This is a genomic window from Paenibacillus sp. SRL342 (assembly GCF_984798905.1).
Genome location: NZ_OZ481790.1, coordinates 5,588,286 through 5,613,488, shown reverse-complemented (window position 1 = coordinate 5,613,488; position 25,203 = coordinate 5,588,286). Strand labels below are relative to the sequence as shown.

At 48.2% G+C, this 25,203-nt stretch carries 22 protein-coding genes and 1 other annotated feature; all 22 genes read left to right on the top strand.

Going from position 1 to position 25,203, the window contains the following annotated elements; all coding sequences use genetic code 11:
- The 22 genes from AC4E8D_RS24760 to AC4E8D_RS24655 all read left to right on the top strand — a co-directional run bounded on the left by AC4E8D_RS24760 (nucleotide 1) and on the right by AC4E8D_RS24655 (nucleotide 25,185).
- Entirely contained in the window at nucleotides 1-651 is a 651-nt protein-coding gene (locus tag AC4E8D_RS24760) for a precorrin-2 dehydrogenase/sirohydrochlorin ferrochelatase family protein (RefSeq protein WP_221820867.1), read from the top strand.
- 2 nt (nucleotides 652-653) lie between these two features.
- A complete protein-coding gene (gene hemC, locus AC4E8D_RS24755) occupies nucleotides 654-1,610 on the top strand; it encodes a hydroxymethylbilane synthase (RefSeq protein WP_036605896.1) in 957 nt (318 codons plus the stop codon).
- Between the two features lie 4 nt (nucleotides 1,611-1,614).
- On the top strand, nucleotides 1,615-3,177 hold the full coding sequence (gene cobA / locus AC4E8D_RS24750) for a uroporphyrinogen-III C-methyltransferase (RefSeq protein WP_221820866.1): 1,563 nt from the start codon (nucleotides 1,615-1,617) through the stop codon (nucleotides 3,175-3,177).
- Nucleotides 3,178-3,282: 105 nt separating this feature from the next.
- Nucleotides 3,283-4,284 carry a porphobilinogen synthase gene (gene hemB / locus AC4E8D_RS24745; RefSeq protein ID WP_017692601.1) on the top strand — a complete coding sequence of 334 codons (1,002 nt, stop codon included), beginning with the start codon at nucleotides 3,283-3,285 and terminating at the stop codon, nucleotides 4,282-4,284.
- Between the two features lie 26 nt (nucleotides 4,285-4,310).
- A complete protein-coding gene (gene hemL / locus AC4E8D_RS24740) occupies nucleotides 4,311-5,615 on the top strand; it encodes a glutamate-1-semialdehyde 2,1-aminomutase (RefSeq protein ID WP_221820865.1) in 1,305 nt (434 codons plus the stop codon).
- On the top strand, nucleotides 5,612-6,520 hold the full coding sequence (locus AC4E8D_RS24735; protein ID WP_221820864.1) for an RluA family pseudouridine synthase: 909 nt from the start codon (nucleotides 5,612-5,614) through the stop codon (nucleotides 6,518-6,520). Before hemL ends, AC4E8D_RS24735 begins: the two co-directional genes overlap by 4 nt.
- A gap of 367 nt (nucleotides 6,521-6,887) precedes the next feature.
- Entirely contained in the window at nucleotides 6,888-8,471 is a 1,584-nt protein-coding gene (locus AC4E8D_RS24730; RefSeq protein WP_221820863.1) for a LysM peptidoglycan-binding domain-containing protein, read from the top strand.
- A 155-nt stretch (nucleotides 8,472-8,626) separates the two neighbouring features.
- Nucleotides 8,627-8,908, top strand: a binding site (T-box leader).
- A gap of 61 nt (nucleotides 8,909-8,969) precedes the next feature.
- Nucleotides 8,970-11,636 (top strand): valine--tRNA ligase, encoded by a 2,667-nt coding sequence (locus AC4E8D_RS24725; protein ID WP_221820862.1) that lies wholly within the window; start codon nucleotides 8,970-8,972, stop codon nucleotides 11,634-11,636.
- 78 nt (nucleotides 11,637-11,714) lie between these two features.
- Complete coding sequence (locus AC4E8D_RS24720; RefSeq protein WP_036673600.1) at nucleotides 11,715-13,091, top strand: bifunctional folylpolyglutamate synthase/dihydrofolate synthase; 1,377 nt, start codon at nucleotides 11,715-11,717, stop codon at nucleotides 13,089-13,091.
- Nucleotides 13,092-13,096: 5 nt separating this feature from the next.
- Nucleotides 13,097-14,467 carry a UDP-N-acetylmuramate--L-alanine ligase gene (murC, locus tag AC4E8D_RS24715; RefSeq protein WP_036605902.1) on the top strand — a complete coding sequence of 457 codons (1,371 nt, stop codon included), beginning with the start codon at nucleotides 13,097-13,099 and terminating at the stop codon, nucleotides 14,465-14,467.
- Nucleotides 14,468-14,583: 116 nt separating this feature from the next.
- A complete protein-coding gene (locus AC4E8D_RS24710) occupies nucleotides 14,584-15,813 on the top strand; it encodes an SPOR domain-containing protein (RefSeq protein WP_490205343.1) in 1,230 nt (409 codons plus the stop codon).
- 145 nt (nucleotides 15,814-15,958) lie between these two features.
- The gene (locus AC4E8D_RS24705; protein ID WP_036605903.1) at nucleotides 15,959-16,201 is read left to right on the top strand and encodes a DUF4321 domain-containing protein; all 243 of its coding nucleotides are present in this window, start codon (nucleotides 15,959-15,961) and stop codon (nucleotides 16,199-16,201) included.
- A gap of 94 nt (nucleotides 16,202-16,295) precedes the next feature.
- A complete protein-coding gene (locus AC4E8D_RS24700) occupies nucleotides 16,296-16,907 on the top strand; it encodes a Maf family protein (protein WP_036673538.1) in 612 nt (203 codons plus the stop codon).
- 37 nt (nucleotides 16,908-16,944) lie between these two features.
- Complete coding sequence (gene radC / locus AC4E8D_RS24695) at nucleotides 16,945-17,634, top strand: RadC family protein (RefSeq protein WP_036673540.1); 690 nt, start codon at nucleotides 16,945-16,947, stop codon at nucleotides 17,632-17,634.
- Nucleotides 17,635-17,817: 183 nt separating this feature from the next.
- A complete protein-coding gene (locus tag AC4E8D_RS24690; protein WP_017692612.1) occupies nucleotides 17,818-18,852 on the top strand; it encodes a rod shape-determining protein in 1,035 nt (344 codons plus the stop codon).
- A 185-nt stretch (nucleotides 18,853-19,037) separates the two neighbouring features.
- Nucleotides 19,038-19,910, top strand: coding sequence for a rod shape-determining protein MreC (gene mreC, locus AC4E8D_RS24685; protein ID WP_210109919.1), 873 nt, complete (start codon nucleotides 19,038-19,040; stop codon nucleotides 19,908-19,910).
- Nucleotides 19,910-20,443 (top strand): rod shape-determining protein MreD, encoded by a 534-nt coding sequence (mreD, locus tag AC4E8D_RS24680; protein WP_091037552.1) that lies wholly within the window; start codon nucleotides 19,910-19,912, stop codon nucleotides 20,441-20,443. The genes mreC and mreD overlap by 1 nt, the downstream gene beginning before the upstream one ends.
- Before the next feature lie 74 nt (nucleotides 20,444-20,517).
- Entirely contained in the window at nucleotides 20,518-21,180 is a 663-nt protein-coding gene (gene minC, locus AC4E8D_RS24675; protein ID WP_017692615.1) for a septum site-determining protein MinC, read from the top strand.
- Between the two features lie 3 nt (nucleotides 21,181-21,183).
- Nucleotides 21,184-21,978, top strand: coding sequence for a septum site-determining protein MinD (gene minD / locus AC4E8D_RS24670; protein WP_053783092.1), 795 nt, complete (start codon nucleotides 21,184-21,186; stop codon nucleotides 21,976-21,978).
- Nucleotides 21,979-22,126: 148 nt separating this feature from the next.
- Entirely contained in the window at nucleotides 22,127-22,975 is an 849-nt protein-coding gene (locus AC4E8D_RS24665; RefSeq protein ID WP_449004650.1) for a peptidoglycan DD-metalloendopeptidase family protein, read from the top strand.
- Complete coding sequence (locus tag AC4E8D_RS24660) at nucleotides 22,968-23,828, top strand: M50 family metallopeptidase (RefSeq protein ID WP_339178851.1); 861 nt, start codon at nucleotides 22,968-22,970, stop codon at nucleotides 23,826-23,828. Before AC4E8D_RS24665 ends, AC4E8D_RS24660 begins: the two co-directional genes overlap by 8 nt.
- 106 nt (nucleotides 23,829-23,934) lie before the next feature.
- Nucleotides 23,935-25,185, top strand: a complete 1,251-nt coding sequence (locus AC4E8D_RS24655) for an Rne/Rng family ribonuclease (RefSeq protein ID WP_036605911.1) — start codon at nucleotides 23,935-23,937, stop codon at nucleotides 25,183-25,185.
- Nucleotides 25,186-25,203 lie beyond the last annotated feature (18 nt).

Here is a 25,203-nt window from a genome sequence, read left to right as displayed (position 1 = left end):
ATGGACCGTTACACGCCGATATTTGTGAATACTTCAGGCAAGAAGTGCTGCGTGGTTGGTGGTGGACGTGTTGCCGAACGTAAAATTAAGGGATTGCTGCATGCCGAGGCACAGATTACGGTCATTAGTCCGGAGCTTACTCCCGTATTAAAACAACTGCATCATGAATCCCGAATTCAATGGATAGACCGGTCCTACCGCAATGGAGATTTGCGGGGGGCCTTTCTCGTATATGCAGCGACTGACCATTCCGAGGTCAATTCAACTGTGGTTCGGGATGCGGAGGCTGCGGGCATATTGGTGAATAATGCAATGTCTTCGGAGCACAGCAGCTTTATTACGCCAAGCGTGGTAAGGCGTGGGAGATTAAGCATAGCAATATCCACAGCAGGAGCGGGACCGGCAGCAGCTGCGGAGATACGTGCCACACTCGAACGACAGTTCGGTGATGAATATGAGACGTACCTTGAGTTTTTGCACCAGATGAGGACTGAGGTGAAGTCACGCGTATCTTCTTCAAGTCTCAGAAGTACGTTGCTTCGGCAATTAACTGAAATGCACATATTAGAAGATATTCGTACAGGCCATTTTCGGTGGTGGACCGAAGAAGAAATCGGGGACTGGATATCCCATAATCAGGAGGAAGTGTAGATATGCGTACAATTAAAGTTGGAAGTAGACAGAGCGCGCTTGCGCTAACCCAGACAGGTCATGTCATTCAGGATTTACGCGATATTTGTGAGCGGGAAGGATTAGCTTTTGACTTTGAAGTACATAAGATTGTTACCAAGGGAGATCTCATTCTGGATGTAACGTTGTCAAAAGTGGGAGGCAAAGGTTTGTTTGTCAAAGAGATTGAACAGGCGATGCTTGATCGTACGATTGATATGGCTGTTCATAGTATGAAGGATATGCCTTCCGAGTTACCCGAAGGATTAATCAATGGTGCTATTCCCCGTCGTGCAGATCCACGGGATGCGCTGATCTCCAATGGTGGACTTACTCTGGATCAACTGCCAGAAGGAGCTAGAGTCGGAACAAGCAGTCTGCGCCGGTCGAGTCAATTAAAGGCCTATCGTCCAGATTTGCAATTGGAATCGATTCGCGGCAATATTGATTCCCGTCTGCGGAAGCTGGAGACCGAAGGATTCGATGCGATTATTCTGGCAGCTGCAGGATTGTACCGTATGGGATGGGAAGACCGGATCACAGAGTACTTGACGGAAACAGCTTGCCTTCCGGCAGTGGGTCAAGGCGCGCTTGGTATCGAATGTCGTGAAGACGATGAGGAACTGTTGCACTTGCTGCAGCTGTATAACGATCCCGAGACAGCATTTCCTGTACAGGCGGAACGCCGTTTTCTCAGTGTATTGAATGGGGGTTGCCAGGTTCCCATCGGTGCTCATGCGGTGTGGGTGCCTCAGCAAGATGCAGATTCCCTGAATGGTGAAAACACGTTACAATTAACAGGTATGGTCGGCACACCGGATGGTGGACTGATTCTTAAGGAAGCTATGATCGGCAAGGACCCGGTTCGTCTGGGAGAAGAAGTGGCTTGGAGATTGATCGAACGGGGAGCAGAGCAGATACTGGCAGAAGTTAGGGGATGAAGACATGGTGGGAAAGGTCTTTTTGGTAGGGGCAGGTCCTGGGGATGCAAAGCTGATTACGGTAAAAGGGTGGGAATCCATCGGTAAAGCCGATGCTGTAGTCTATGATCGTTTGGCAAGTCCGAGATTGTTGAAACAAATGAAACCCGGCGCAGTCAAGATTTACGTGGGCAAGCGCCCGGATCGGCATACGATGAAACAGGAAGAGATCAATCAACTGTTGGTGGATCTGGCGCTTGAGGGCAAGGTTGTGGTTCGGCTTAAGGGCGGCGATCCAACTATCTTTGGACGCGTGGGCGAAGAGGCGGGTTTGCTGCACAAAAACGGGATTCCGTTTGAGATTGTACCTGGGGTTACCGCTGCTATAAGTGTACCTGCTTATGCCGGAATTCCCGTCACTCACCGTGACTATGCATCTTCCATCTCTATTATTACGGGGCATGAGAGTCCGGACAAGCTTGATCGCAGTATTCATTGGGATAAAGTGACGAATGCAACGGGCACACTTGTATTTATGATGGGGGTTGCCAAAATTGGATATATCAGCGAACAATTGATTCGTCATGGTCGTCCAGCGCAAACACCGGTAGCTCTGATTCGTTGGGGAACACGAGCGGAACAGGATACCCTTATAGGCACCCTTGAAGATATAGAAGCGAAAGTGATCGCAGCCAATTTCCAACCACCAGCTGTTATTGTGGTGGGAGATGTCGTCAATCAGCGGGAACAGTTGAAATGGGCAGAAGCGCTGCCGCTGTTTGGCAAACGAATTCTGGTAACCCGTGCTCGCAGTCAGGCGAGTGAACTGGTGAATCGCATTGAGGAACTCGGCGGCGAACCGTATGAGTTTCCGGTCATTGAGACGGTCATGCCGTCCAGTGAATCTGCGCAGCAAAGTGTCAAAGACGCCTTCAGTGCTTTAAATACCTATGACTGGGTGTTTTTCACAAGTGTGAACGGCGTGGAGTTTTTCTTCCGCCATCTGGAACAGGAAGGCAAGGACATTCGCTCGATTCATCAAGCGAGAATTGCAGCCGTAGGACCTTCCACAGCAGATGCCTTGCGCAAACATGGGATCGTTGCAGAGGTTGTCAAAGGTCCTTTCCAGGCCGAAGGCATGCTTGAGACTTTTGAAAGTGAACTGAAGGAAGGTCAGAGAGTACTGCTTCCGCACGGTGATCTTGCACGTACGTGGTTGCGGGACCAGTTGAGAGAACGAGGACTTCAGGTCACCGAAGCCATCATCTACGATACGATCCTCGCTGGTGAGGATGATGACGAATTGCTTAAGTTGCTTGAAGAAGGTGGTATTCATGCGGTGACCTTTACAAGCTCATCGACGGTTACCAACTTCATGAGTATGTTGAAACGTATGGGGTTGCAAGATCCATTGCCTTTATTGAAAGATGTGGAGGTTGCGTGTATCGGACCTGTTACAGCGAAGACGGCAGAAGCCGCTGGACTAAAGGTTACACTGATGGCAGAGGAAGCAACGATGGATAGCTTGATCACAATTCTATGCGACTGGAAACGGACAGGCACCAAAGAAGGCGCTCTTCGAAATTAATACACATGTAATCATGTCAACATATGAAGCGTGCTGAATTCGATAGGATACCAGCGCGCTTCCCTTTTTGCTCTATTTAACTTTTTTCAAGGAGGTTTTACTCGTATGAGTTTTCCAATTGTACGGCATCGCCGTTTACGCCAATCCACAGGTATTCGTAATATGGTCAGAGAGACCCATCTAACCGTGGATGACTTTATTCAACCGATCTATGTGACGTATGGAGAAAATGTAAAATCCGAAATTAAATCCATGCCTGGCGTGTTCCGCTTCTCGCTGGATCGGCTTCAGGAGGAAGTAACGGAAATTGCCGAGCTGGGAATTCCAGCCGTGTTATTGTTCGGTATTCCGGAGACGAAGGACAGTGTGGGTTCATCTGGCTTCGCTGAAGATGGCATTGTGCAGGAAGCGACAAGATTGATCAAATCCTGGTACCCGGAACTGCTGGTTGTTGCGGATACTTGTCTGTGTGAATTCACGGATCACGGTCACTGCGGTATGGTACACACCGTGGAGATTGACGGCCACATCTGCGGAGATGTATTAAATGATGAATCACTGGATCTGCTCGTGCAAACGGCAGTGTCTCAAGCCAAAGCAGGAGCGGACATTATTGCACCATCCAACATGATGGATGGATTTGTACAAGCGATCCGCGCGGGACTGGATGAGAATGGATTCAGTCATATTCCGATTATGTCTTACTCTGTTAAATATGCATCCGCATTTTATGGTCCATTCCGTGAAGCTGCGGATTCCACACCACAATTCGGAGACCGCAAGTCATATCAGATGGACCCGGCGAACGCGCGTGAAGCCTTGCGTGAAGCAGAGACGGATGTGCTCGAAGGAGCGGACATGTTGATGGTAAAACCATCCCTTTCCTATCTGGATGTTATGCGCACGATTAAGGATCAATTTGATCTTCCGCTTGTTGCCTATAATGTAAGTGGCGAGTATGCCATGGTGAAGGCGGCGGCGATTCAAGGCTGGATCGATGAGAAAAAAGTTGCCATGGAAATCCTGCTCAGCATGAAACGCGCAGGTGCAGATATGATCATTACCTACTACGGAAAAGACGCTTCACGCTGGTTGGCTGAGAAATAAAATAAATGACATTAAGGAGGATAATCATGACTGCACAACAAGGTAATCGTCGCAAGGATGAGCGCTCACGCAGCGCGTTTGAGGAAGCGAAGCAGTACATACCCGGGGGTGTGAACAGCCCTGTACGCGCATTCAAATCGGTGGGACTTACTCCGATCTATGCAGAACGCGGTGAAGGGTCCAAAATCTACGATATTGATGGCAATGTTTTTATTGACTATGTGGGATCGTGGGGCCCACTCATTATGGGACATGCACACCCTGACGTTGTAGAAGCTTTGCGTGAAACAGCTTTGAAAGGAACAAGTTTTGGTGCGCCTACCTTGCTGGAGACCGAGATGGCAAAACTGGTCTGTGAGCGTGTACCTTCTATCGATATTGTACGGATGGTCAATTCTGGTACAGAAGCAACGATGAGTGCCATTCGACTGGCACGCGGGGTAACCGGACGCAGTAAAATTCTGAAGTTTGAAGGATCATATCATGGACATGCGGACAGTTTGCTGATCAAGGCGGGTTCAGGTGTTGCAACACTGGGTCTGCCGGATAGTCCAGGTGTACCTGAAGGTGTAGCTGTGAATACAATTACGGTACCTTATAACGATCTGGAGTCCGTGAAGCTTGCTTTTGAACGTTATGGTGAAGAACTGGCCGCTGTTATAGTGGAACCTGTGGCGGGTAACATGGGGGTTGTACCTCCGGCTTCCGGTTTCCTTGAAGGCCTGCGCAGTTTGACGACCCAATATGGCAGTCTGCTTATTTTTGACGAAGTCATGACCGGCTTCCGCGTAGGGTTGAACTGTGCTCAGGGACGGTATGGGGTTACACCTGACCTTACTTGTCTGGGTAAAGTTATCGGTGGTGGACTCCCCGTTGGTGCCTATGGTGGTCGTCGGGATTTGATGGAACAGATTGCTCCTACAGGACCGATCTATCAGGCGGGTACATTGAGCGGAAATCCGCTGGCTATGGCAGCAGGGTATACCACGCTCAAATTGTTAACACCAGAGGTCTATGATCGTCTGGAGACATTGTCTACACGTTTGCAAGCCGGATTTGAGAAAAATGCAGTGGAGACGGGTATTGCGATAACCATTAACCGTGTCGGTTCCATGGTTTGTCCATTCTTCAGTGCCGTTCCCGTAACCAATTATGATATTGCCAAAGAAAGTAATCTGGATCAATTCCGTCGTTATTTTGCGGCCATGATTGATCAAGGTGTGAGTGTTGCGCCTTCGCAATACGAAGGCATGTTTGTCTCTGGTGTGCACACAGAGCAGGATATTGACGATACGATTGAGGCGAATCGTAAAGCTCTTCAATCGTTATGACCATCAAAAGTTGGAAACGCCGCGGGGAATGGCTTGAGCTGATGCCAGGAAAAGCCGTAACAGGCAGTTCGGACAAACCGATGGCTGCAGAGCAATGGCTATTGTCTGAACTTCAGTTTCCAGAGAAACTGCTTCGTCAGTTAAAAGCAAACCAAGGAATACAACTTGCAGGGGACCGGTTTCGGCTGGCCCTTTTTGCGTCCCAGCCAATCGATGTTGAGCCACGCTGGGCTGATGTGGATGTATTGTATGAGGATGATTTCTGTCTGGTTATGCACAAACCGGCAGGCATGAAACTGCATCCGGATGGAAGCCGTGTTGATCAGGCCATCACGCTGGATCATGTGGTTGCCTCCTATTATGAAATGAACGGAATTCAGGCAAGCGTACGCCATGTTCATCGACTGGATGAGGATACAACCGGACCTGTTCTGTATGCCAAAAATGCTTTTGCCCTCGCCAAATTGGATGAAGCGATGCGTCGCAAAGAGATTGGCCGCCATTATGTAGCCATTGCAGGTGGACAAATCCCCCTTGAACTCCACAAAATTGATGCTCCGATTGGCAAGGACAGACATCACAAACAGCGCAGGCGTGTCTCCGAAGGTGGACAGGAAGCGGTTACTCATGTGGAGATCGTCGAAGTATGGGAACGAGCAACCCTTGTACGATTGAAGCTGGATACAGGACGTACACACCAAATTCGTGTACACCTGAGTTACGCGGGACATCCGCTTATTGGTGATGCGTTGTATGGAGGTAGAGCGGATGCCATTGGGCGACAAGCACTTCACGGAGAGATGCTTAAGTTTAGTCATCCTTTAACCGGAGCGATGATTGAAGTGAACGACCCATGGCCGTCCGATTTCACACAATTGGCAGAGCGTGAGCGTCAAAATTATTAATACACTATATAAGTTCGACTAACTATTTACACGAAAACAGAGAGGACAGAAACAACCAGAAGAAGCAAAGCGTTCGCCTAAAAGCTTTCTGAAAGAAAGCTGCTTCGGAAGCATAAGCTATCCCCGCATTTTCCCTTTGAAGAAGGGAATCAAAAAAATCTGGGGATAACAGTGATCGGAAGGTTATTCTGTCATCGAAGTGGCTAGGTGCAACATTCTCTATTTCGCTTAATATAACAAGGTTTTTCAAAAGGTGGCATGCTCCCCTCATTCAAGGCATATAGATGGGGTAACGAAGGATTTGGACCATGGATCAGTCCCATGAGAAGGATCATGGTGAACATATGCCGAAAGGAGGACGCCACCTTTGTTGAATCAACCTTATGGTTTGCGGTTCGATATTTATGAGCGCGTTCATTTGTCTGAGGGAGTCCCTGCGATTGAGGAATTGGAGGAGATTGAACTATACCCGCGCATTCAAGTCATAGGGCAGGATGATCATGCCACCTTAAGAGGGCATCTTTTACTTACAGGTGCGTACAGAGGAGAAAATGAGGCTTCAGAGGAGCTCAAACATTTCATTCCCGTGGAGATCACAGTGCCGCTGAACCGGGTCAGATCAATTGAGGATATTTCCATCGAGATCGAAAATTTTGACGTGGATCTGTTATCCAATCGCAGTCTGAACATTACAGGCGTATTGTCGCTGCGAGGCATCGAAGGTTTTCCTGTTGAAGAGCCACAAGTGTGGTCAGCAGATGAGTTTACAGTTGTCCACTCACCTGATGCTCAGCAATCCAACCGTTCCGATGAAGCAGCACAGACAGGTAGCGACCCCAACATATTTGCACAGGAGTACCTGCTCCAGCGGAGTGAGGAAGAGAGACTTGCAAATGCAGCAGAACTTGCATATGGTGCTCCTGAATTCGCTGACCTGTCCACAAGGGAAGAGAAATTAGGGAATAGCGAAGAATCGCAGCAGGAATATGCGAATTCGTCATTGGCCGAGCCACTTCAATCCGAGGAGCAAAGTGCGGAGTACGCTAACGAAAACAGACAACCTGATGCAAACGAAGATCCCGCATCTCTGACGGCGAATGCAGATGAATTGGCATCTAATGAGCAATATAGCGAACCTTCTCCGATCTCGTCATTTATGGCTGAGACTGCTGATCGGTTAGCTTCTTACCCTGAGTCGGAACCATTGCTGCCCCTGGAAGACGAGTCTTCGGGTTGGTCCGAGCCTTCCGTGGATGTATTGCCTGCGAACTCGAGAAGTGCAGATCAAGCAGTCTCAGAGCCTACTGCTCAATCATCTAATGAGTTGGCAGCACGGGATGTACCGGACGCACCAGAGGTATGGCACTTCGAATCAGCGAGATCTGTACCTCAGCAGGAGAATCAGGCGGTTGCCGATGTCCCGGGCGAATCACAGGCGGAGAACTGGCAAGGTGTATTTGCTCCGTCCGAACCAGGCAACGCGGAGGAAGACCGGCCGTCTTTTGAAGCGACTGGGGTAGACGAGTTCGTACAGAACGAAGCATTTGTTCCTGAACCTGTGGCTGAGACGGAAGACAAGCCGGAGCTGAAGGTTGCTTTTGGCAGCAAAAAAGAATCCGCACCACGGCAAGAAGAGGGCGTAGGTATCTCTTCCTTGTTATCCTCGGGCAGAGCGGCACGCGATGCTGAAGTGGAGCGAGGTGATGAAGTTCCTGCGGGGGTGGTACAGGAAGAAACATATCCAGCTGATGATGTGGAATGGAAGAACCTGTTCCTGGGAACAATCGTGGACCAGACCCCATTCCGCAAGGTGAAACTGTGCATTGTTCAGCGAGAAGATACACTGGATGCCATTGCAGATCGTTATCAATTGAGCACGAGGGAACTTCAGTTGTATAACCGATTATCTGAGCAGGTTGTGGAAGAAGGTCAGATATTGTACATCCCTTAATCCGCAGTTAAAGCCTTCGTTACGACCCGTGATCCCCTTGAGGATTGCGGGTTTTTGCATGATTCGTCCTAAACCTGCATTCCAGCGCTCTTTATCCGCTGTTGTCAGGTTGACTATCGCGCACGAGCAAGGTATGATGTGTGTAGGTTTTTTGAAGAACAACGTGGAACGGGAGTAGTAGACAGTATGACCTTTCAGAGAGTGGAATTGCAACGCTGTGAGATTCCGCAGGAACCAACTGATCGAAGTCGCCCGGGAGTTGCCTGTTTGAATACAAGGGATGAATGAGATCTATCGTCATTTATTTCTGAGGTAGGATGGGCCGGTAGCAGCCGTTATCTGCTTGAAGTGTCACGTCATGTACAGAGGGTGAAGTCTATCTTGCTGTCGGCGTGAAACAAAGGTGGTACCGCGAAAGCTAACCTTTCGTCCTTTGATGGATGAAAGGTTTTTTTTGTTTTTTTTGGCGAAGATGATGAAGTAACGGAGGAATGACACATGTCTGAGGAAAAAAAATCAGCTGCAACAGAAATGCCGACCACTTACGATCCTAAGGCGGCAGAGGATAAATGGTACGCCACCTGGATGGAGCGTGGATATTTCAAAGCCGGTCAACGTAAAGATGCCGAGCCGTATACAATTGTAATTCCGCCCCCAAATGTGACAGGGATGCTGCACATTGGGCATGCGCTCGATTTTACACTGCAGGATATTCTGATCCGCACCAAACGGATGCAAGGTTATGATGCACTGTGGCTTCCGGGTTCCGACCATGCAGGTATTGCAACCCAAACCAAAGTGGAGCAGAAGCTGCGTGAAGAAGGTCTGACTCGTTATGATCTGGGACGTGAGAAGTTTCTGGAGAAAGTATGGGACTGGAAAGATCAATATGCCACTACCATTCGTCAGCAATGGGGCAAAATGGGATTGTCGCTTGACTACTCACGTGAACGTTTTACGCTGGATGAAGGTCTGTCCCAAGCGGTTCGCAAAGTATTTGTTCAACTGTATGAAAAAGGCCTTATTTACCGAGGGAAACGCATCATTAACTGGGACCCGGTGAACCGGACAGCTCTGTCCGACATTGAGGTTGAATATAAAGAGGTTCAGGGTCACTTGTACCATCTGCGTTACCCACTCAAAGACGGAAGTGGCTACGTTACCGTGGCAACAACGCGTCCTGAAACGATGCTGGGTGATACAGCGGTTGCTGTACATCCGAAGGATGAGCGTTATGCAGATATGATTGGTAAAGTACTTGTACTGCCAATCATTGGACGCGAAATTCCAATTATCGCTGATGATTATGTGGATAAAGAGTTCGGAAGTGGTGCAGTTAAAATCACGCCTGCGCATGATCCGAATGACTTTGAAGTAGGTCTTCGTCATGATCTGCCTCAAATTACTGTAATGGATGAGAGCGGCACAATGAATGCTGAGGCTGGCAAGTATCAGGGACTGGATCGCAGTGACTGCCGCAAGCAGATTGTTGCTGACTTGAAAGAGCAGGGCGTATTGATCAATATTGAGGATCACACGCATCAGGTTGGACACAGTGAACGTACCGGAGCTGTTGTTGAGCCGTATCTCTCTACACAGTGGTTTGTTGAGATGAAGCCACTTGCAGAGAGAGCGATCAAGAAACAACAGAGCGGCGAAGGGGTTAATTTTGTTCCAGACCGTTTTGAGAAAACCTATCTGAACTGGATCGAGAACGTTCGTGACTGGTGTATTTCCCGTCAACTGTGGTGGGGACATCGTATTCCTGCCTGGTATGATGAGGAAACGGGTGAAATCATCGTATCTGCTGAAGATCCAACAACGCTGCCAGAGTATGCTGGACGCAAGCTCAGACAGGATGAAGACGTTCTGGATACATGGTTTAGCTCCGGATTATGGCCTTTCTCCACACTAGGCTGGCCGGAAGATACGGAAGATCTGCAACGTTATTATCCAACAAGTGTACTTGTGACAGGGTATGACATCATATATTTCTGGGTTGCACGTATGATTTTCACTGCATTGGAATTCACTGATGAGATTCCGTTCAAGGATGTACTGATGCATGGTCTTGTTCGTGACGCAGATGGACGCAAAATGTCCAAATCATTGGGCAACGGTGTAGACCCGCTCGATGTGATTGAGAAATACGGCGCAGATGCAATGCGCTACATGATCTCAACCAGCAGCACGCCAGGTCAGGATCTGCGTTTCCGTTGGGAACGGGTGGAGCAGGCTCGTAATTTCGCCAACAAGATCTGGAATGCTTCGCGCTTTGCATTGATGAATCTGGAAGGATTCACCTATGAGGAACGTGACATCAGTGGAGAGCTTGGTACAGCGGATTATTGGATTTTGCACCGTCTGAACGAAACTTCCCGCGATATTACGCGTCTAATCGAAGCGTATGAATTTGGGGAAACGGGTCGTGTGTTGTATAACTTTATCTGGGATGACCTGTGTGACTGGTACATTGAGTTTGCGAAGCTGTCCTTCTATGGGGAAGATCCGGTTGCCAAGAAGAAAACACAATCGGTGCTTGCTTATGTGCTGGATCAGACCATGCGCCTGATTCATCCGTTTATGCCATACATCTCCGAAGAGATCTGGCAGCATCTGCCTCATGAAGGTGAGACGATTACGCTGGCATCATGGCCGGTATATGATCCTGCTCTTGAGAACCCAGAGGCTGTTGCCGAGATGAACCTGCTCATGGATACCATTCGTGCAGTTCGAAACATTCGTGCAGAAGTGAACGTGCCGATGAGCAAAAAGATCGAGTTGATGGTCAAAGCAAACAGTCCTGAGACGTCCAGCATCATTGAGCGTAACAGTCACTACATCAAACGTTTCTGTAATACGTCCGAGTTCGATAGTGGGCTGGATTTAAACTCACCGGACAAGGCAATGACTGCGATCATTACGGGGGCAGAACTATACTTGCCGCTCGCAGGTCTTATTGATATCGAGCAGGAAGTGGCTCGTTTGGAGAAAGAGTTGGAGAACCTTGAGGGCGAAGTTCTCCGTGTAGAGAAAAAGCTGGCGAACGAAGGCTTTGTTGCCAAAGCTCCTGCCAAAGTTATTGAGGAAGAGCGCGCCAAGCAAGCCGATTATTCCGATAAACGGGATAAAGTGATTGCACGAATCAAGGAACTTAAAGGTTAATATATTTGGGTCGGATGGAGAGCCATTATGCCATCCGGCCGCTTTTTTCACTCAAACTCGGGACCGAAGGTGAATCAGATGACGGAATTAGACGGGACAGATGCAGCAGCTCCTTTACTTACGTATAACGAGGCCGTGGACTGGATCAATGGCCTTATTCCTTTTGGCATCCGACCTGGATTGGAACGAATCGAGAGTCTGATGTCCATGTTAGGCAACCCACACCAACGTCTCAAATTTATTCATGTCGCGGGAACGAACGGCAAAGGTTCGACTTGCGCTTTTTTGACGTCAGTGCTTCTTCAGGCTGGATATGATGTGGGTACCTTTACTTCGCCTTATATCACCAAGTTTACAAACCGTTTTCAATACAACGGTGAGGATATTCCTGAAGAAATCCTGCTTAAGCTCTCGAATCGATTACATCCACTGGTCATGGAAATGGCCTCCACTCCGCTTGGATCACCCACGATGTTTGAGGTGTCCACGGCTCTGGCGCTTCTGTACTATGCAGAGGAGTGTTACCCTGACGTTGTGGTATGGGAGACGGGGCTAGGGGGAAGGATGGACGTAACGAATATTGTCGCACCTGTTGTGTCCGTCATCACCAACATTGGTATGGATCATACGGATGTGCTTGGAGATACGATTGAGCAGATTGCTGGAGAAAAGGCAGGTATTATCAAGCCGGGAGTACCCGTTGTGACTTGCGCGACTCAACCCGAAGCTGTGAAGGTGATTCAGGAGAAAGCACAGCAGCTTCAATCAAGCGTGTATTTGGCTGGAGATCAATTCTCTTATCATAGACTGGACAGCAATGAGAACGGACAATCTTTTCATTTTACAGGCCCGTTTCGTGACCTGGACGTTCGCATACGTATGCAGGGCTCACATCAATGTGACAATGCAGCGGCCGCACTTATGGTGCTTGAATTGCTTAGACAATACATGGCATTTATGCTGGATGACAACGATATTGCACTTGGACTGGAGAATGCTTTCTGGGCAGGAAGATTCGAAAAAGTCGTCGATGAACCCCGAATTGTGCTTGATGGAGCACATAATCCAGAAGGGGCAGAGTCACTGGCCAAGAGCATTATGGATGTCTATCCGCACAACAAGTTAATTTTGATGATGGGTATGTTGGCAAATAAGCATCACGAAGCGTATTTGCAGCATATACTGCCACTAGTGGATACGCTGATCCTGACCGAGCCAGATTTCCGACGCAAAATGGATGCAGCCGAATTGCTGCAGATTGTCGAACGGGTACGTCCCGCCATTGCGAAGCAGGAACTGGAAATCATCGTCGAGCCCGAATGGGCAAAGGCACTTGATCTATTGAAGTCACGGACGGAAGCGGAAGATCTGGGGGTGGTCTCCGGCACACTGTACCTGATTGCGGATGTGCGGGCAGCCCTTTTGCATCAAACCGATTCTGAAAAAGGTTGGTGAAAGTTTTGTTAAATACATCGGAACACGTTCATTTTATAGGGATTGGCGGATATGGCATGAGTGCCATCGCAAGAGTTATGTTGGAAATGGGATACACCGTTACCGGATCGGATGTCGCTTCACAGGAGTTGACCGAGAAGTTGGCAGCCAAGGGAGCGAAAATATATATCGGACATACGGCAGAGCACGTCACTGGAGCAGACCTTGTTGTCTACTCTACGGCAGCGCCTGCTGATAATGTGGAACGGGTAGCAGCTGCAGAGCTGAACATTCCGATTCTGCATCGTTCCCAGATGCTTGCACGTTTGTTGAACGAACGTAAAGGTGTGGCTGTAGCTGGGGCTCATGGTAAAACAACCACTTCATCCATGATTGCACTTGTTATGGATAAATGTGATACAGATCCGACATACATTATTGGCGGAGAAATCATGAATGTGGGTACCAACGCGAAGGCTGGTCAAGGCGATTGGGTAGTCGCTGAAGCGGACGAGAGCGATGGTTCGTTTTTGCAGTACCATCCATGGCTCGGTATTGTAACCAATATTGAGGCAGATCATCTGGAGAATTACAACAGTGATTTTGAGGAGCTCAAAAGGGCTTATGTGCAGTTCCTGAGCCAGATTCGTCCGGAAGGAACAGCGATTGTGTGTTCTGACGACGAGAATGTTCAAGCGATTTTGCCAGAACTCAAGTCACGGATTACAACCTATGGTATTGATCGTGCTGCAGATTATACGGCAACGGATATTGTACTGGGCGATCGCCGTATCTCCTTTACGATGAATCATCAGGGTGCTGCTATGGGCACGGTGGAATTATCAGTGCCGGGTAAGCATAACGTTTATAATGCGATGGCTACTGTGATTACCTGTCTGGAGGCAGGCATTCCATTTGAGAAGATTGTGGCAGCTATCATCCAGTTCCACGGAGCCAAACGCAGATTCCAGGTATTGGGCGAGGCGCGTGATATGCTGATCATCGATGATTATGCTCATCACCCGACTGAGATTGAAGCTACCATCAGTGCCGCCAAAGCAACGGGCAAACGCATTATTGCAGTATTCCAGCCACAGCGTTATACGCGGACCTTCTTCCTGCTGGATGCGTTCAGTCGTGCTTTCGCGGAAGCGGATGAGGTGCTTATTACGGATATCTATTCTCCTGCGGGCGAAAAACAGATCGAAGGGGTAACCTCAGCCAGACTGGTTGAATTGATCGTTCAAAACAGTAATGCTTCTGCACGTTACCTCCCAACGAAAGAGGAAGTTGTGGCTGATTTGCAGCATCGTCTGCAGCCAGGAGATCTTGTGATTACGATGGGTGCAGGTGATATTTGGAAAGTCGGCGATACACTTGCCAAAGGTTTGAAATAGATCAATTGAGAAATCGCCTGTCTTCGATACGAAGCAGGCGTTTTTTGCGTTATATGGAATGTATTCTCCAGTCTCTGCATATAGCTTATATAAATGGGACAAAGGAGAGGGTACGGGTGAGCAATGCTAGAATGACGTTTCGCTTCGGGGATCATGAGTCGGACAAGCCTGAAAACAAGAGGATATCTGCGTCCAGTCCATTGGTGACGTTAAGTGAAGAATTACCGCATAATCAACCGCTAACGCCTAAGCAGATGGATACAACCCCATCATGGACGCCTGAGGATATCCCCGGAGACTGGGGAGAGACGGTGCTGACAAGCTCTACTGTAGCTGAACCTGACGAACGGGTGAGTCATGATTCGAACTTGAACTTGGATGAGGCCCATTATTTTAGGAACCGTTCCAGTTCCGGTTATGTTAATCACACCGATAATCCGGAGGAAGAGCGTCGTGATCTGCCCAATTTCCATGATGATCAAGGCCACGACTGGCTTGCAGATTCGGAGAACTATTCCTATAAACGCAATCGCCCTCCAAGGGGATGGAAAATGATTGGTTCTGTCACTGGGGCACTTGTTACCGGAGCACTTTTTGGTATGGTTATTCTTTCATTTTTTAATAAAGAAGGAGCCGCGAAGCCAGGCGATCTTCTGCCCGTCAATCAGGCAGTTTCTACTGTGACGGGTCAGGAGGGGGCTGCAGGTACAGAACAGCAACTCCAGACAGCGGCGACTGGCAGCACGTATTATGCACTTCAATACGGTGTATTCAGTTCTCCTGAACGTGCTGAGCAGGCCAAGCTTGAGCTCGCTCAGGCAGGGATAGCCGCAGGTTCTGATCCTGAAGATGGCAATCGAGTATATGCAGGCATTTCGGCTGATCGTGAAGAGGCCAAGCTGCTTAGCTCCAGGCTAAAAGCCCAGGGAGTTGAACTGTATGTCAAGGAGATTGTGAACCCTGAGATCAATCCGGCTATATTCGGTGGCAAACAAGAGGATGTGCAGCTTTTCTTCACAAACAGTTCTGCACTGGTGGAACAATTATCTACCTTGTCCATTCAGCAGCTGGGACAGTCTGCTCCGGCAGCAGTCTCTTCAGAAACGATGACCGCGATCCAAAATAAGCACGAGTCATGGCTGACGGGATTGAATAGTCTTACACCTGGCCTGACCGCAGATGTACAACCTATTATTGGTGGAATGGAGAAATCAATGAACAATGCAATTACGGCTATCGCGGAGTACAACAAAAACCCGGATGATGTACACATGTGGTCCGTGCAGTCCGATCTGATGGAATATGTACTGCAGCAGAAAAAATGGCTTGAAGCGATAAAGCAGTAACATGTTCTTTCCCATAACAACGCTTGGAAATACCCATCCGGCAAGGAACTGGAAATAGTTCCCCTTGCCGGATTTGTGTTTGTATTGACGTACAAAACCCCGTATAATAATGTGGGTGTCAAAAAATGGCGAGGGAAGATTACCGATGAAAAAAAACTTCGGCATGTTATTGCTGTTTCTGCTGCTCGGCTGGATGGCCGGAGCGTGGATCGCCAAGGCACTGCAGCCTGTAAAGGCAGTAGCCTTTCTTACGAAAGCCACGACCATACGTTGGTCGCCACAGGCTGATTTGGATATTATCAGTTATAATATTTCACTTCAATTTCAAATGAGCCTTCTGAGTCTGATCGGTATGATTGCCGCTGTGTGGCTGTATCGCAGACTGTAGGAGAATGACGAGTTATGACGAAAAAAATTAAACCAGTGACATCTATTATCGTGATCCCGACAGGATGTTGCCGTGGCATAAGGAGCCGTTCATTTTGGATAACACACAACAGCGCCCTATTATTCTGGCCTCCACATCGCCTCGGCGCAAAGAACTGATCGCATCACTCCACCTAGCGTTTGATGTAATACCAAGTCATGCCAATGAAGATACACCACCAGAGTGGACACCTGAACAGACGGTACAGGAACTTGCTTTGCGCAAGGCGCTTGCCGTGTATCGCGGGCTTGAAGGCCGCGAGCAGGAAGCCATTATTGTTGGTAGTGACACCGTTGTTGTTCTGGATGGTGAGATTCTAGGCAAACCCTTAGACGAAGCGGATGCTGAACGTATGTTATCCCGGCTGCAGGGCCGCGTACATCGGGTGTTTACGGGCGTTGCTTGTATTGATGCGGGCAATGGACAGTCGTTAGTTCATTACCGCCAGACCGATGTAACGATGAAAGAGCTGTCGGATGCGACCATCCGTGCTTATGTGCAGACAGGTGAGCCTTCAGATAAGGCAGGATCATATGCCATTCAGGGCATTGGTGCTTCACTGATCGACCGCATTGAAGGATGTTATTTTAATGTGGTTGGCTTGCCGCTATCTTTGCTAAGTGATATGTTGGACGGGTTCGGCGTACATGTGTTGCCACGAACATGAATGAAGCCAAATGTTGTGAAATGAAAAGAGGGAACATATGGAGTCGCCTCAATACATGATGCGCGACATCCCCCAGGAAGAACGCCCGAGAGAACGCATGATGGAATACGGGGCGGGCGCCTTAAGCCATGCTGAATTGCTGGCAATTTTACTTCGAACAGGCACAAGACAGGAATCCGCGGTGCATATGGCACAGCGGATTCTGGCCGAAGCGGGTGGCATTCGCTCGTTGATGGATTTGAGTCTGGAAGAACTGACCGCGATGAAAGGGATTGGCAATGCCAAGGCTGTGCAATTGAAAGCTGGCATTGAGCTGGGTCATCGGATTGCCAAAAGCAGACTCACACAGTCGACTTCAATTCGTACACCGCGTGATGCAGCTGATATCCTGATGGAACAATTGCGTTATTTGCAAAAAGAACATTTTGTGTGTCTCTTTCTGAATAGCAAAAATCATATTATTGCCCAGGAAACACTCTCCATGGGCAGCCTTAACGCTTCGATTGTACATCCACGTGAAGTGTTCCGGGCTGCCATCAAATGCAGCAGCGCATCGATTGTGTGCGCACACAACCATCCGAGTGGTGATCCTACGCCCAGTCCGGAGGATATCCAAATAACCAAGAGACTGATTGAAGCAGGCGCTATTGTTGGTATTGACGTGCTTGATCATATTATTATCGGAGATGGAACGTACGTAAGTTTGAAGGAGAAGGGCTTAGTATAATATAATGGTTGGCGTTGATGTTTTCCTATGAATGTTAACGGCGTTGTCCGTAAAAGATAGGTTCACTTTACAAATGCAAAAAAACAAATGCGAATATTAGCTCCACGTATTGCGTGGGAATAAAATTATTACGCTCTGGATCAGAATGGAGCGGCTATATGAGGCAGAAAAGGAGATTATGTTATGTTTGGTGGTTTTACGAAAGATTTGGGTATTGACTTGGGGACAGCAAATACGTTGGTTTATGTACGAGGAAAAGGAATTGTGGTGCGAGAACCTTCGGTTGTCGCTATACGGACAGATACAAATAGCATCGAGGCAGTAGGTGAAGCCGCCAAAAAAATGATTGGACGTACACCAGGTAACATTCGTGCCATTCGTCCAATGAAAGATGGCGTTATTGCCGATTTTGATACAACGGCAACGATGATCAAATATTTCATCCGTGAAGCTCAGAAACAACGCTCCATGTTCCAGCGTCATCCAAACGTAATGGTATGTGTACCATCCGGGATCACGGCAGTAGAACAACGTGCGGTTGAAGATGCAACCAAACAGGCCGGAGCACGTGAAGCCTATACAATTGAAGAGCCTTTTGCAGCTGCAATCGGTGCAGATCTGCCTGTATGGGAACCAACGGGTAGTATGGTTGTAGATATCGGTGGCGGCACAACAGAAGTGGCTGTTATCTCTCTTGGTGGTATTGTTACGAGCCGTTCGGTTCGTGTTGCAGGTGACGAGATGGATGAATCCGTTATCCAGTACATCAAACGCCAATACAATCTGATGATCGGTGAGCGTACATCAGAGCAATTGAAGATGGATATTGGATCAGCTATGCCATTGGAACAAGTAGAAACGATGGAAATTCGTGGACGTGACCTTGTAACAGGTCTGCCGAAGACCATTACGATTACTTCGGACGAGATCAGTGAAGCGCTGGCTGATACGGTGAATGCAATTGTTGAAGCGGTAAAAGTAACACTGGAAAAATGCCCGCCTGAACTTGCTGCCGATATCATGGATCGGGGTATCGTTCTTACAGGTGGTGGGGCATTGCTTCGTAACCTGGACAAGCTTCTCGCTGGTGAGACAGGAATGCCTGTCATTGTGGCTGAGAACCCGCTGGATTGTGTAGCAATCGGAACAGGTAAAGCGCTAGAGAATATTCATTTGTTCAAAAGCAGAAGCAGTTCGGCAGTTCGTTCCAAACGTTAATTGGTATTTGCCTAACTTGGCATAGCGACCAAGTGGCAAGATATCTTTATAGAGGACCCGGTTAACCCCGGGGATGAGCTATTACCCGCTTAACAGGGGAGGATCGGCTGATATTCTCGCAGGGACTACAGGTCTGACAGTCTCCCCGCCGGGCATGGCTCGGAAGAGAATATGGATGTTAGAGGGTGTTCGAACTGTTTAAACTGCTAGGCAACAAAAGACTTTTTGTTTTGCTGGTGGGCCTTGTTACATTTATCGCGTTAATGGGCTTTACGCTCAGTCCGCGAACCACTCTATCCTGGCCGGAGAAATTCCTGAAGGATTCAGTTGGATTTGTACAATACGTATTTTACAAGCCCGCTTCCTATGTAGCGGGCTTTTTCAAAGATGTAGCGAACATGCGTACGGTATATGAAGAGAATGAAGAGCTCCGCATCGCGATGGGTCACTATACCCGAGATCGGCTGAAGTATAATGATATGGAGCAAGTGAATGAGCAACTTCAGAAAGCGCTCAATTTCACAGAAGAACAGAAGAATCGCTATAATTACGGTTCACGAATTGCTCAGGTTATCAGTGCCAATTCGGATCCAAACAGCAGAACCATTAACATTGATATCGGTGAAAATGCGGGAATCAAGCCGGGGATGGCCGTTACCTCCCAGGAAGGGCTGGTCGGCGTGATCAGTCATGTCAGCTCCTATACATCAACGGTTAATCTGTTAACGTCCATGGATGCCAATGATCCAACATCCAATGCCATTGCAGCAACGGCAGTAGGTAAAGAGAAAGTGTTTGGTATGATTGAGAGTTACGATCCGAAGACGGGCATGCTCAAGATGACCAAAATCTCAGAGGATTCTAATATCAAAGAGGATGATGAGATTATCTCCTCCGGAATTATTAACAATTTTCCGAAGTACATGCGGATTGGTAAAGTGGAGAAGGTTGAAGTTGGGGAATACGGTTTAACAAGGACTGCGATTATCGAACCATACGCCAGCTTCCTTGACTGGAAAGAGCTGATTGTCATTATCCCGCCTGAGGTAAAAGAATAATGGTAACACGCAAGCAAGTTTTGTTCCTGTTACTATTCGTTTTGTTCATTGCGGAAGGCACAATTTTGCCGCTGCTCATCCCTTCTGGCTGGCACATGCGTATTTCTGCCAATCTGGTCTATATCGTAATTTTGTTTATCGCTGTATATCATCATCGTCACACGGCACTAGTACTCGGTATATTTTTTGGACTATTGCATGACGTTGTATTCTACGGCGAGATGATTGGACCTTATGGATTCTCGATGGGATTATCGGCATACATGATGGGACTCATTTTTCAAGCACCACGTGCACCACTGCCGGTTATGGTATCGGTTGTCATTTTGGGAAGTCTGCTTAATGACACCATGCTATTTTTCCTGTACAAGCTCTTCCAACTTAACCACGTGACCTTTGACTGGGCGTTGATTGAATACATGATTCCTAATTTGTTCATTCATTTTGTGTTTGCCTTGATCATATATGTCCCGCTTCGGAAACAACTGGAGCGGATCGGCAAGAGACGGAGCAAGACAGAAGAAGCTTCCTAAATACATTTATGGAGCGCAAAGCAGGAACTTGGGGCCCCGGGCACGAAATGTAATGAGATGGGAGGGACAGGCTTATGACGGTAAAATCGAATCACGTAACGATTAAAGGCATCCGAGACGGCCTGGTTTTCCTGTTGGACGATCAATGTGAATTCGAGGAATTGCTCTATGAGCTCCGCTATAAGCTGGAACACAGCCATCAAAATATTTTGACCGGACCGATTGTTCATGTGGATATCAAGTTGGGTGCCCGCGAAGTGACAGAGGACCAGAAAGAAGCAATCCTCGATATATTGAAGCAAAAAGGGAATTTGCTTATTCGATCCATCGACTCACCTGCACTCCAACCGGAGGTTAAAGGACCACCGCCGATTGTAACCATGTGTGGTATGGTGCGTTCAGGTCAGGTGCTTCATCATGAAGGAAATCTCCTGTTTCTTGGGGATATCAATCCGGGGGGCACAGTGACGTGTACCGGAGATATATATGTGTTGGGTTCACTCAGAGGTATGGCTCATGCCGGAATTGGCGGGGACGAGGAAGCGATCATTGCCGCTTCGGTATTTGCACCGACGCAGCTACGGATTGCGGATATCATCAGTCGTCCTCCCGATGAATGGGAGAGCCGAGAGACCGGAATGGAATTTGCTTACTTACAGGACAATCAGATGCAGATAGACAAAATGAGCAATATCGTTCGGTTACGCCGAGATTTTAATGTGTTTAAAGGAGTGTAGCTCATGGGAGAGGCGATCGTGATCACTTCGGGTAAAGGCGGCGTGGGTAAAACAACCACCTCGGCAAACATCGGGACAGCGCTGGCGCTGCTCGGCAAAAAGGTTTGTCTGGTAGATACCGATATCGGCCTTCGTAATTTGGATGTCGTGATGGGACTCGAAAACCGTATTATTTACGATCTGTGCGACGTTGCGGACGGCCGCTGCCGTCTGAATCAGGCTTTGGTCAAAGACAAGCGTTTCGAAGAATTATACATGTTGCCTGCAGCGCAGACGAGAGACAAAAACTCAGTGTCGCCAGAACAGGTCAAGGATATTATCCTTGAATTGAAAAAAGATTTTGAGTACGTCATTATTGATTGCCCAGCCGGCATAGAGCAGGGTTTCAAAAATGCGGTAGCAGGAGCAGATCAGGCCATCGTGGTCACTACACCGGAAAATGCTGCAGTACGTGATGCGGATCGTGTCATCGGCCTACTGGAGAGTTCGCACATTCAATCACCAAAGCTGGTGGTGAATCGAATTCGCAATAATATGGTTAAATCGGGTGACATGTTAGATATCGATGGTATTTTACAAGTACTTAATATTGACTTGATCGGCATTGTGCCTGATGATGAACTGGTCATCAAAGCTGCCAATTCAGGAGAACCTACGGTCATGAATCCGGATTCACTTGCGGCGATTGCGTATCGAAATATCGCACGACGCATTCTGGGAGATACGGTCCCATTAATGCAGCTGGAGCAGAAAAAGGGAGCTTTCACTCGGTTCAAAAAGTTCTTCGGAATGGGTTAACTCGTTAAACGAACTTATTCATTAAGCAATTACATGACAGCCGTGGCATATAGCCCGGCTTTTTTTGTTACCTGCGGGCAGGCTTGTTCATATTATCAAGCGCCTCTTCATAGGATGTAGTAAACAAGCCTCGGCGGGAGGACATTTCATGAACACGAAACTCAGAATCAAGCAGAGACGAGAAGAACGCATCCGGCGATTGATGGATGGTGCCACTGTGGAGGTCTTACAGGAGCAAAAAGTAGGTTCACTTTTGGACAAGAATGAGATCATTAACCCAAAACCATTTACGCCTAGTGAGGGGATACAGGAAAGAGATCCGGAATGGTTGTGGAAAAAAGAGAATGGTCATTTTGTTCCAGGGGGGCATTCGAGATTCAACCTGTTCAAGTCACTTCTCAAACGGACGGTCATTAGCGCTTTGATATTTGGCGGAGTATGGGGTCTGTTTCAGTTGGATACATCGTGGACGACATCAACCAAAACAGTAATTGCGGATGCACTCCATCGAGATATGGATTTTGCCTCAGCAGCGGCTTGGTATGAACGGCATTTTGGAGGAACGCCTTCGTTTCTTCCAGTCCTCGGACATACGACGGATGCTGTCAATGGTTCAGGCATTCGGCAGTTATTGGGCAAACCGATCTCAGGCACAGTGGTTCAGCCATTCGCGCTGAGCATGAAGGGAATTGAGATCGTTCCGGATGCCGCAGGTGCAGAACTTATACAGGTCGCAAGTTCTGATGCAGGGCGTGTCATGGAGGTTATCGGCGATGCAGCAAGTGGATTCACAGTTGTCATCCAGCATACAGGCAATGTCACGGCAATATACGGTCGTCTGAACGAAAGTGAAGTGAGCGTGAATGACTGGGTGGAAGCAGGGAATCTGGTGGGGAGTCTCAAGGCTACGGGTGGTGAACAACCGGCCACGCTCTATTTTGCAGTCAAAGAGGGGGAGGAGTACGTAGACCCAGCGGAAGTTGTTGCCCTTGATTAGGGTGTGGGGAGTCCGCATTACGTTTCATCCGTTTTTTGTAATTATTATGATGGCCTCCCTTCTGACTGGACATTTCATTGAACTTATTACGTTGTTTGCCATCGTATTCATTCATGAATGTGGACATGCTACGGCTGCTGCCCTTCTGGGCTATCGTGTTTTGTCAATCCAGATGCTCCCTTTTGGAGGAGTAGCGGTTATCGAAGATGGAGGTACAATCACGGCCTACCGGGAAATCATGATTGCTCTGGCTGGTCCATTACAAAACATCCTGATGGTTGGCGTGGTTATGCTGTTGCAGTATGGCAATCTGGGCGATCCGGTATTTCTCAACTATATCATTCAGGGGAACCTGCTCATTGCTCTCTTTAATCTGCTGCCTGTACTTCCTCTGGACGGAGGTAAAATTGTTCAGGCGCTTGTCAGTCTGTGGGCACCCTACTACACAACTTTAATGTGGACTTACAGAATTAGCATTCTGTGTAGCGTAGGGGTTATTTTATATGCTATCAGCCGATGGTTTACTGGCGACTACGGCCTACCGCTCAACATTCTGTTAATCGGCCTTTTTTTGTTCTATTCCAACGTAACGGATTATCGAAATGTGCCCTATCGCTTCATCCGTTTTCTCATGAATCGGGAAGGCGCGTTCGCTCGTCACGCGGCTACTGGCAGTTTGGCGCAGCCAATAATCTCATTTCCGGCGAAACCTTTGGACACTATTTTGCGTCTATTAAAGAGAGAAAGATACCATATGGTATACGTGATGAACAGACAGGGGCGAATTATGGCCGTCTTGCCTGAGCAACGGATAATCGGTTCCTATTTTCAACAAAATGGTGATAAATTGTAGTGTTCTGGTGGACCTGTTCTGAAATGGGTTAATATATGTACAATGAGAATTGAAAAGATACTGAAATGGATGTGGATGATTTGAATTGTCTTCTAGAGGTGAAGCCATGAAACAAATGATAGTACATAATGAACATAACCTCATGCAAATGGCGCTTCTGGAAGAAGGCAAAGCTGTGGAATTTACGGCAGAGCGTACACGTGATCGTGGACTGCTGGGTTCCTTTTTCAAGGGACGGGTCGTGAATGTGTTACCAGGTATGCAAGCTGCTTTTGTGGATATTGGTCAGAAAAAGAATGCGTTCCTCTATGTGGACGATGTGTTGCATCCCCATCTGGAGAAACAGCCCAAGGTGAAGCCTTCCATCTCGGAGTTGCTTCGCCCGGGTCAGGAAGTCATTGTTCAGGTTCTGAAAGAACCGGTAGGAGGCAAGGGAGCCCGGGTGACGACTCATTATTCACTCCCGGGCCGTTGGCTTGTCTACATGCCTGTTGCTGACTATGTAGCGGTATCCAAGAAAATTGCCCGTGAAGGGGATCGTTCCCGTCTTAAGGCACTTGGGGAGCAACTGAGGCGGGATGAAGAAGGACTTATTATTCGGACCGTATCTGGAGAAGAGCAGCATGAAGCCATTAAGTCGGACTTGGAAACATTACGCGCGCAGTGGTATCTGATTCGTGAAAAAGCGGACAGTTTGCCTTCACCAAGCCTCTTGCATCGGGATCATAGCATGGTACAGCGAATCATCAGAGATGTGTATACGCCAGGGAGTGACGAAGTCATCACTGATAGTGAAGGACAAGCCCGTGAGGTAAAAGCATTGCTCGAAGAGATTAGTCCTGGTCACCAACCCAAAGTACAGGTGTATCGGGGAACAGAATCCATCTTTGCAGCCTATGGTGTGCAGGAACAGTTGAATAAGGATTTTGCCCGGAAAGTGTGGTTGCCCGGAGGCGGATACATTGTTATTGATCATACCGAGGCTCTGACTGTCGTGGATGTGAATACGGGGAAGTATACGGGAGCTGGCGGTGACAGTCTGGAAGAGACCGTGACAGAGACCAACATACAGGCAGCAGTAGAGATTGCCCGTCTGATGCGCCTGCGGGATATCGGTGGCATGATTATTGTCGACTTCATTGATATGGAGGAAGCCTCGAATCGGCATGAAGTCGCAGCAACCTTGGAGGGTGAGCTCAAGAAGGATCGGACCAAAGCGTTTGTAATGGGTTGGACCAAACTGGGTTTGCTCGAACTTACCCGTAAGAAAGTGCGGGAAGAAAGTACGTTGCCCTATGTGGAGCCGTGTTCTTCCTGCCATGGAACGGGAAAAAGATATATTTCACCTTTGCATTGATTTTTGATATATTGCGTG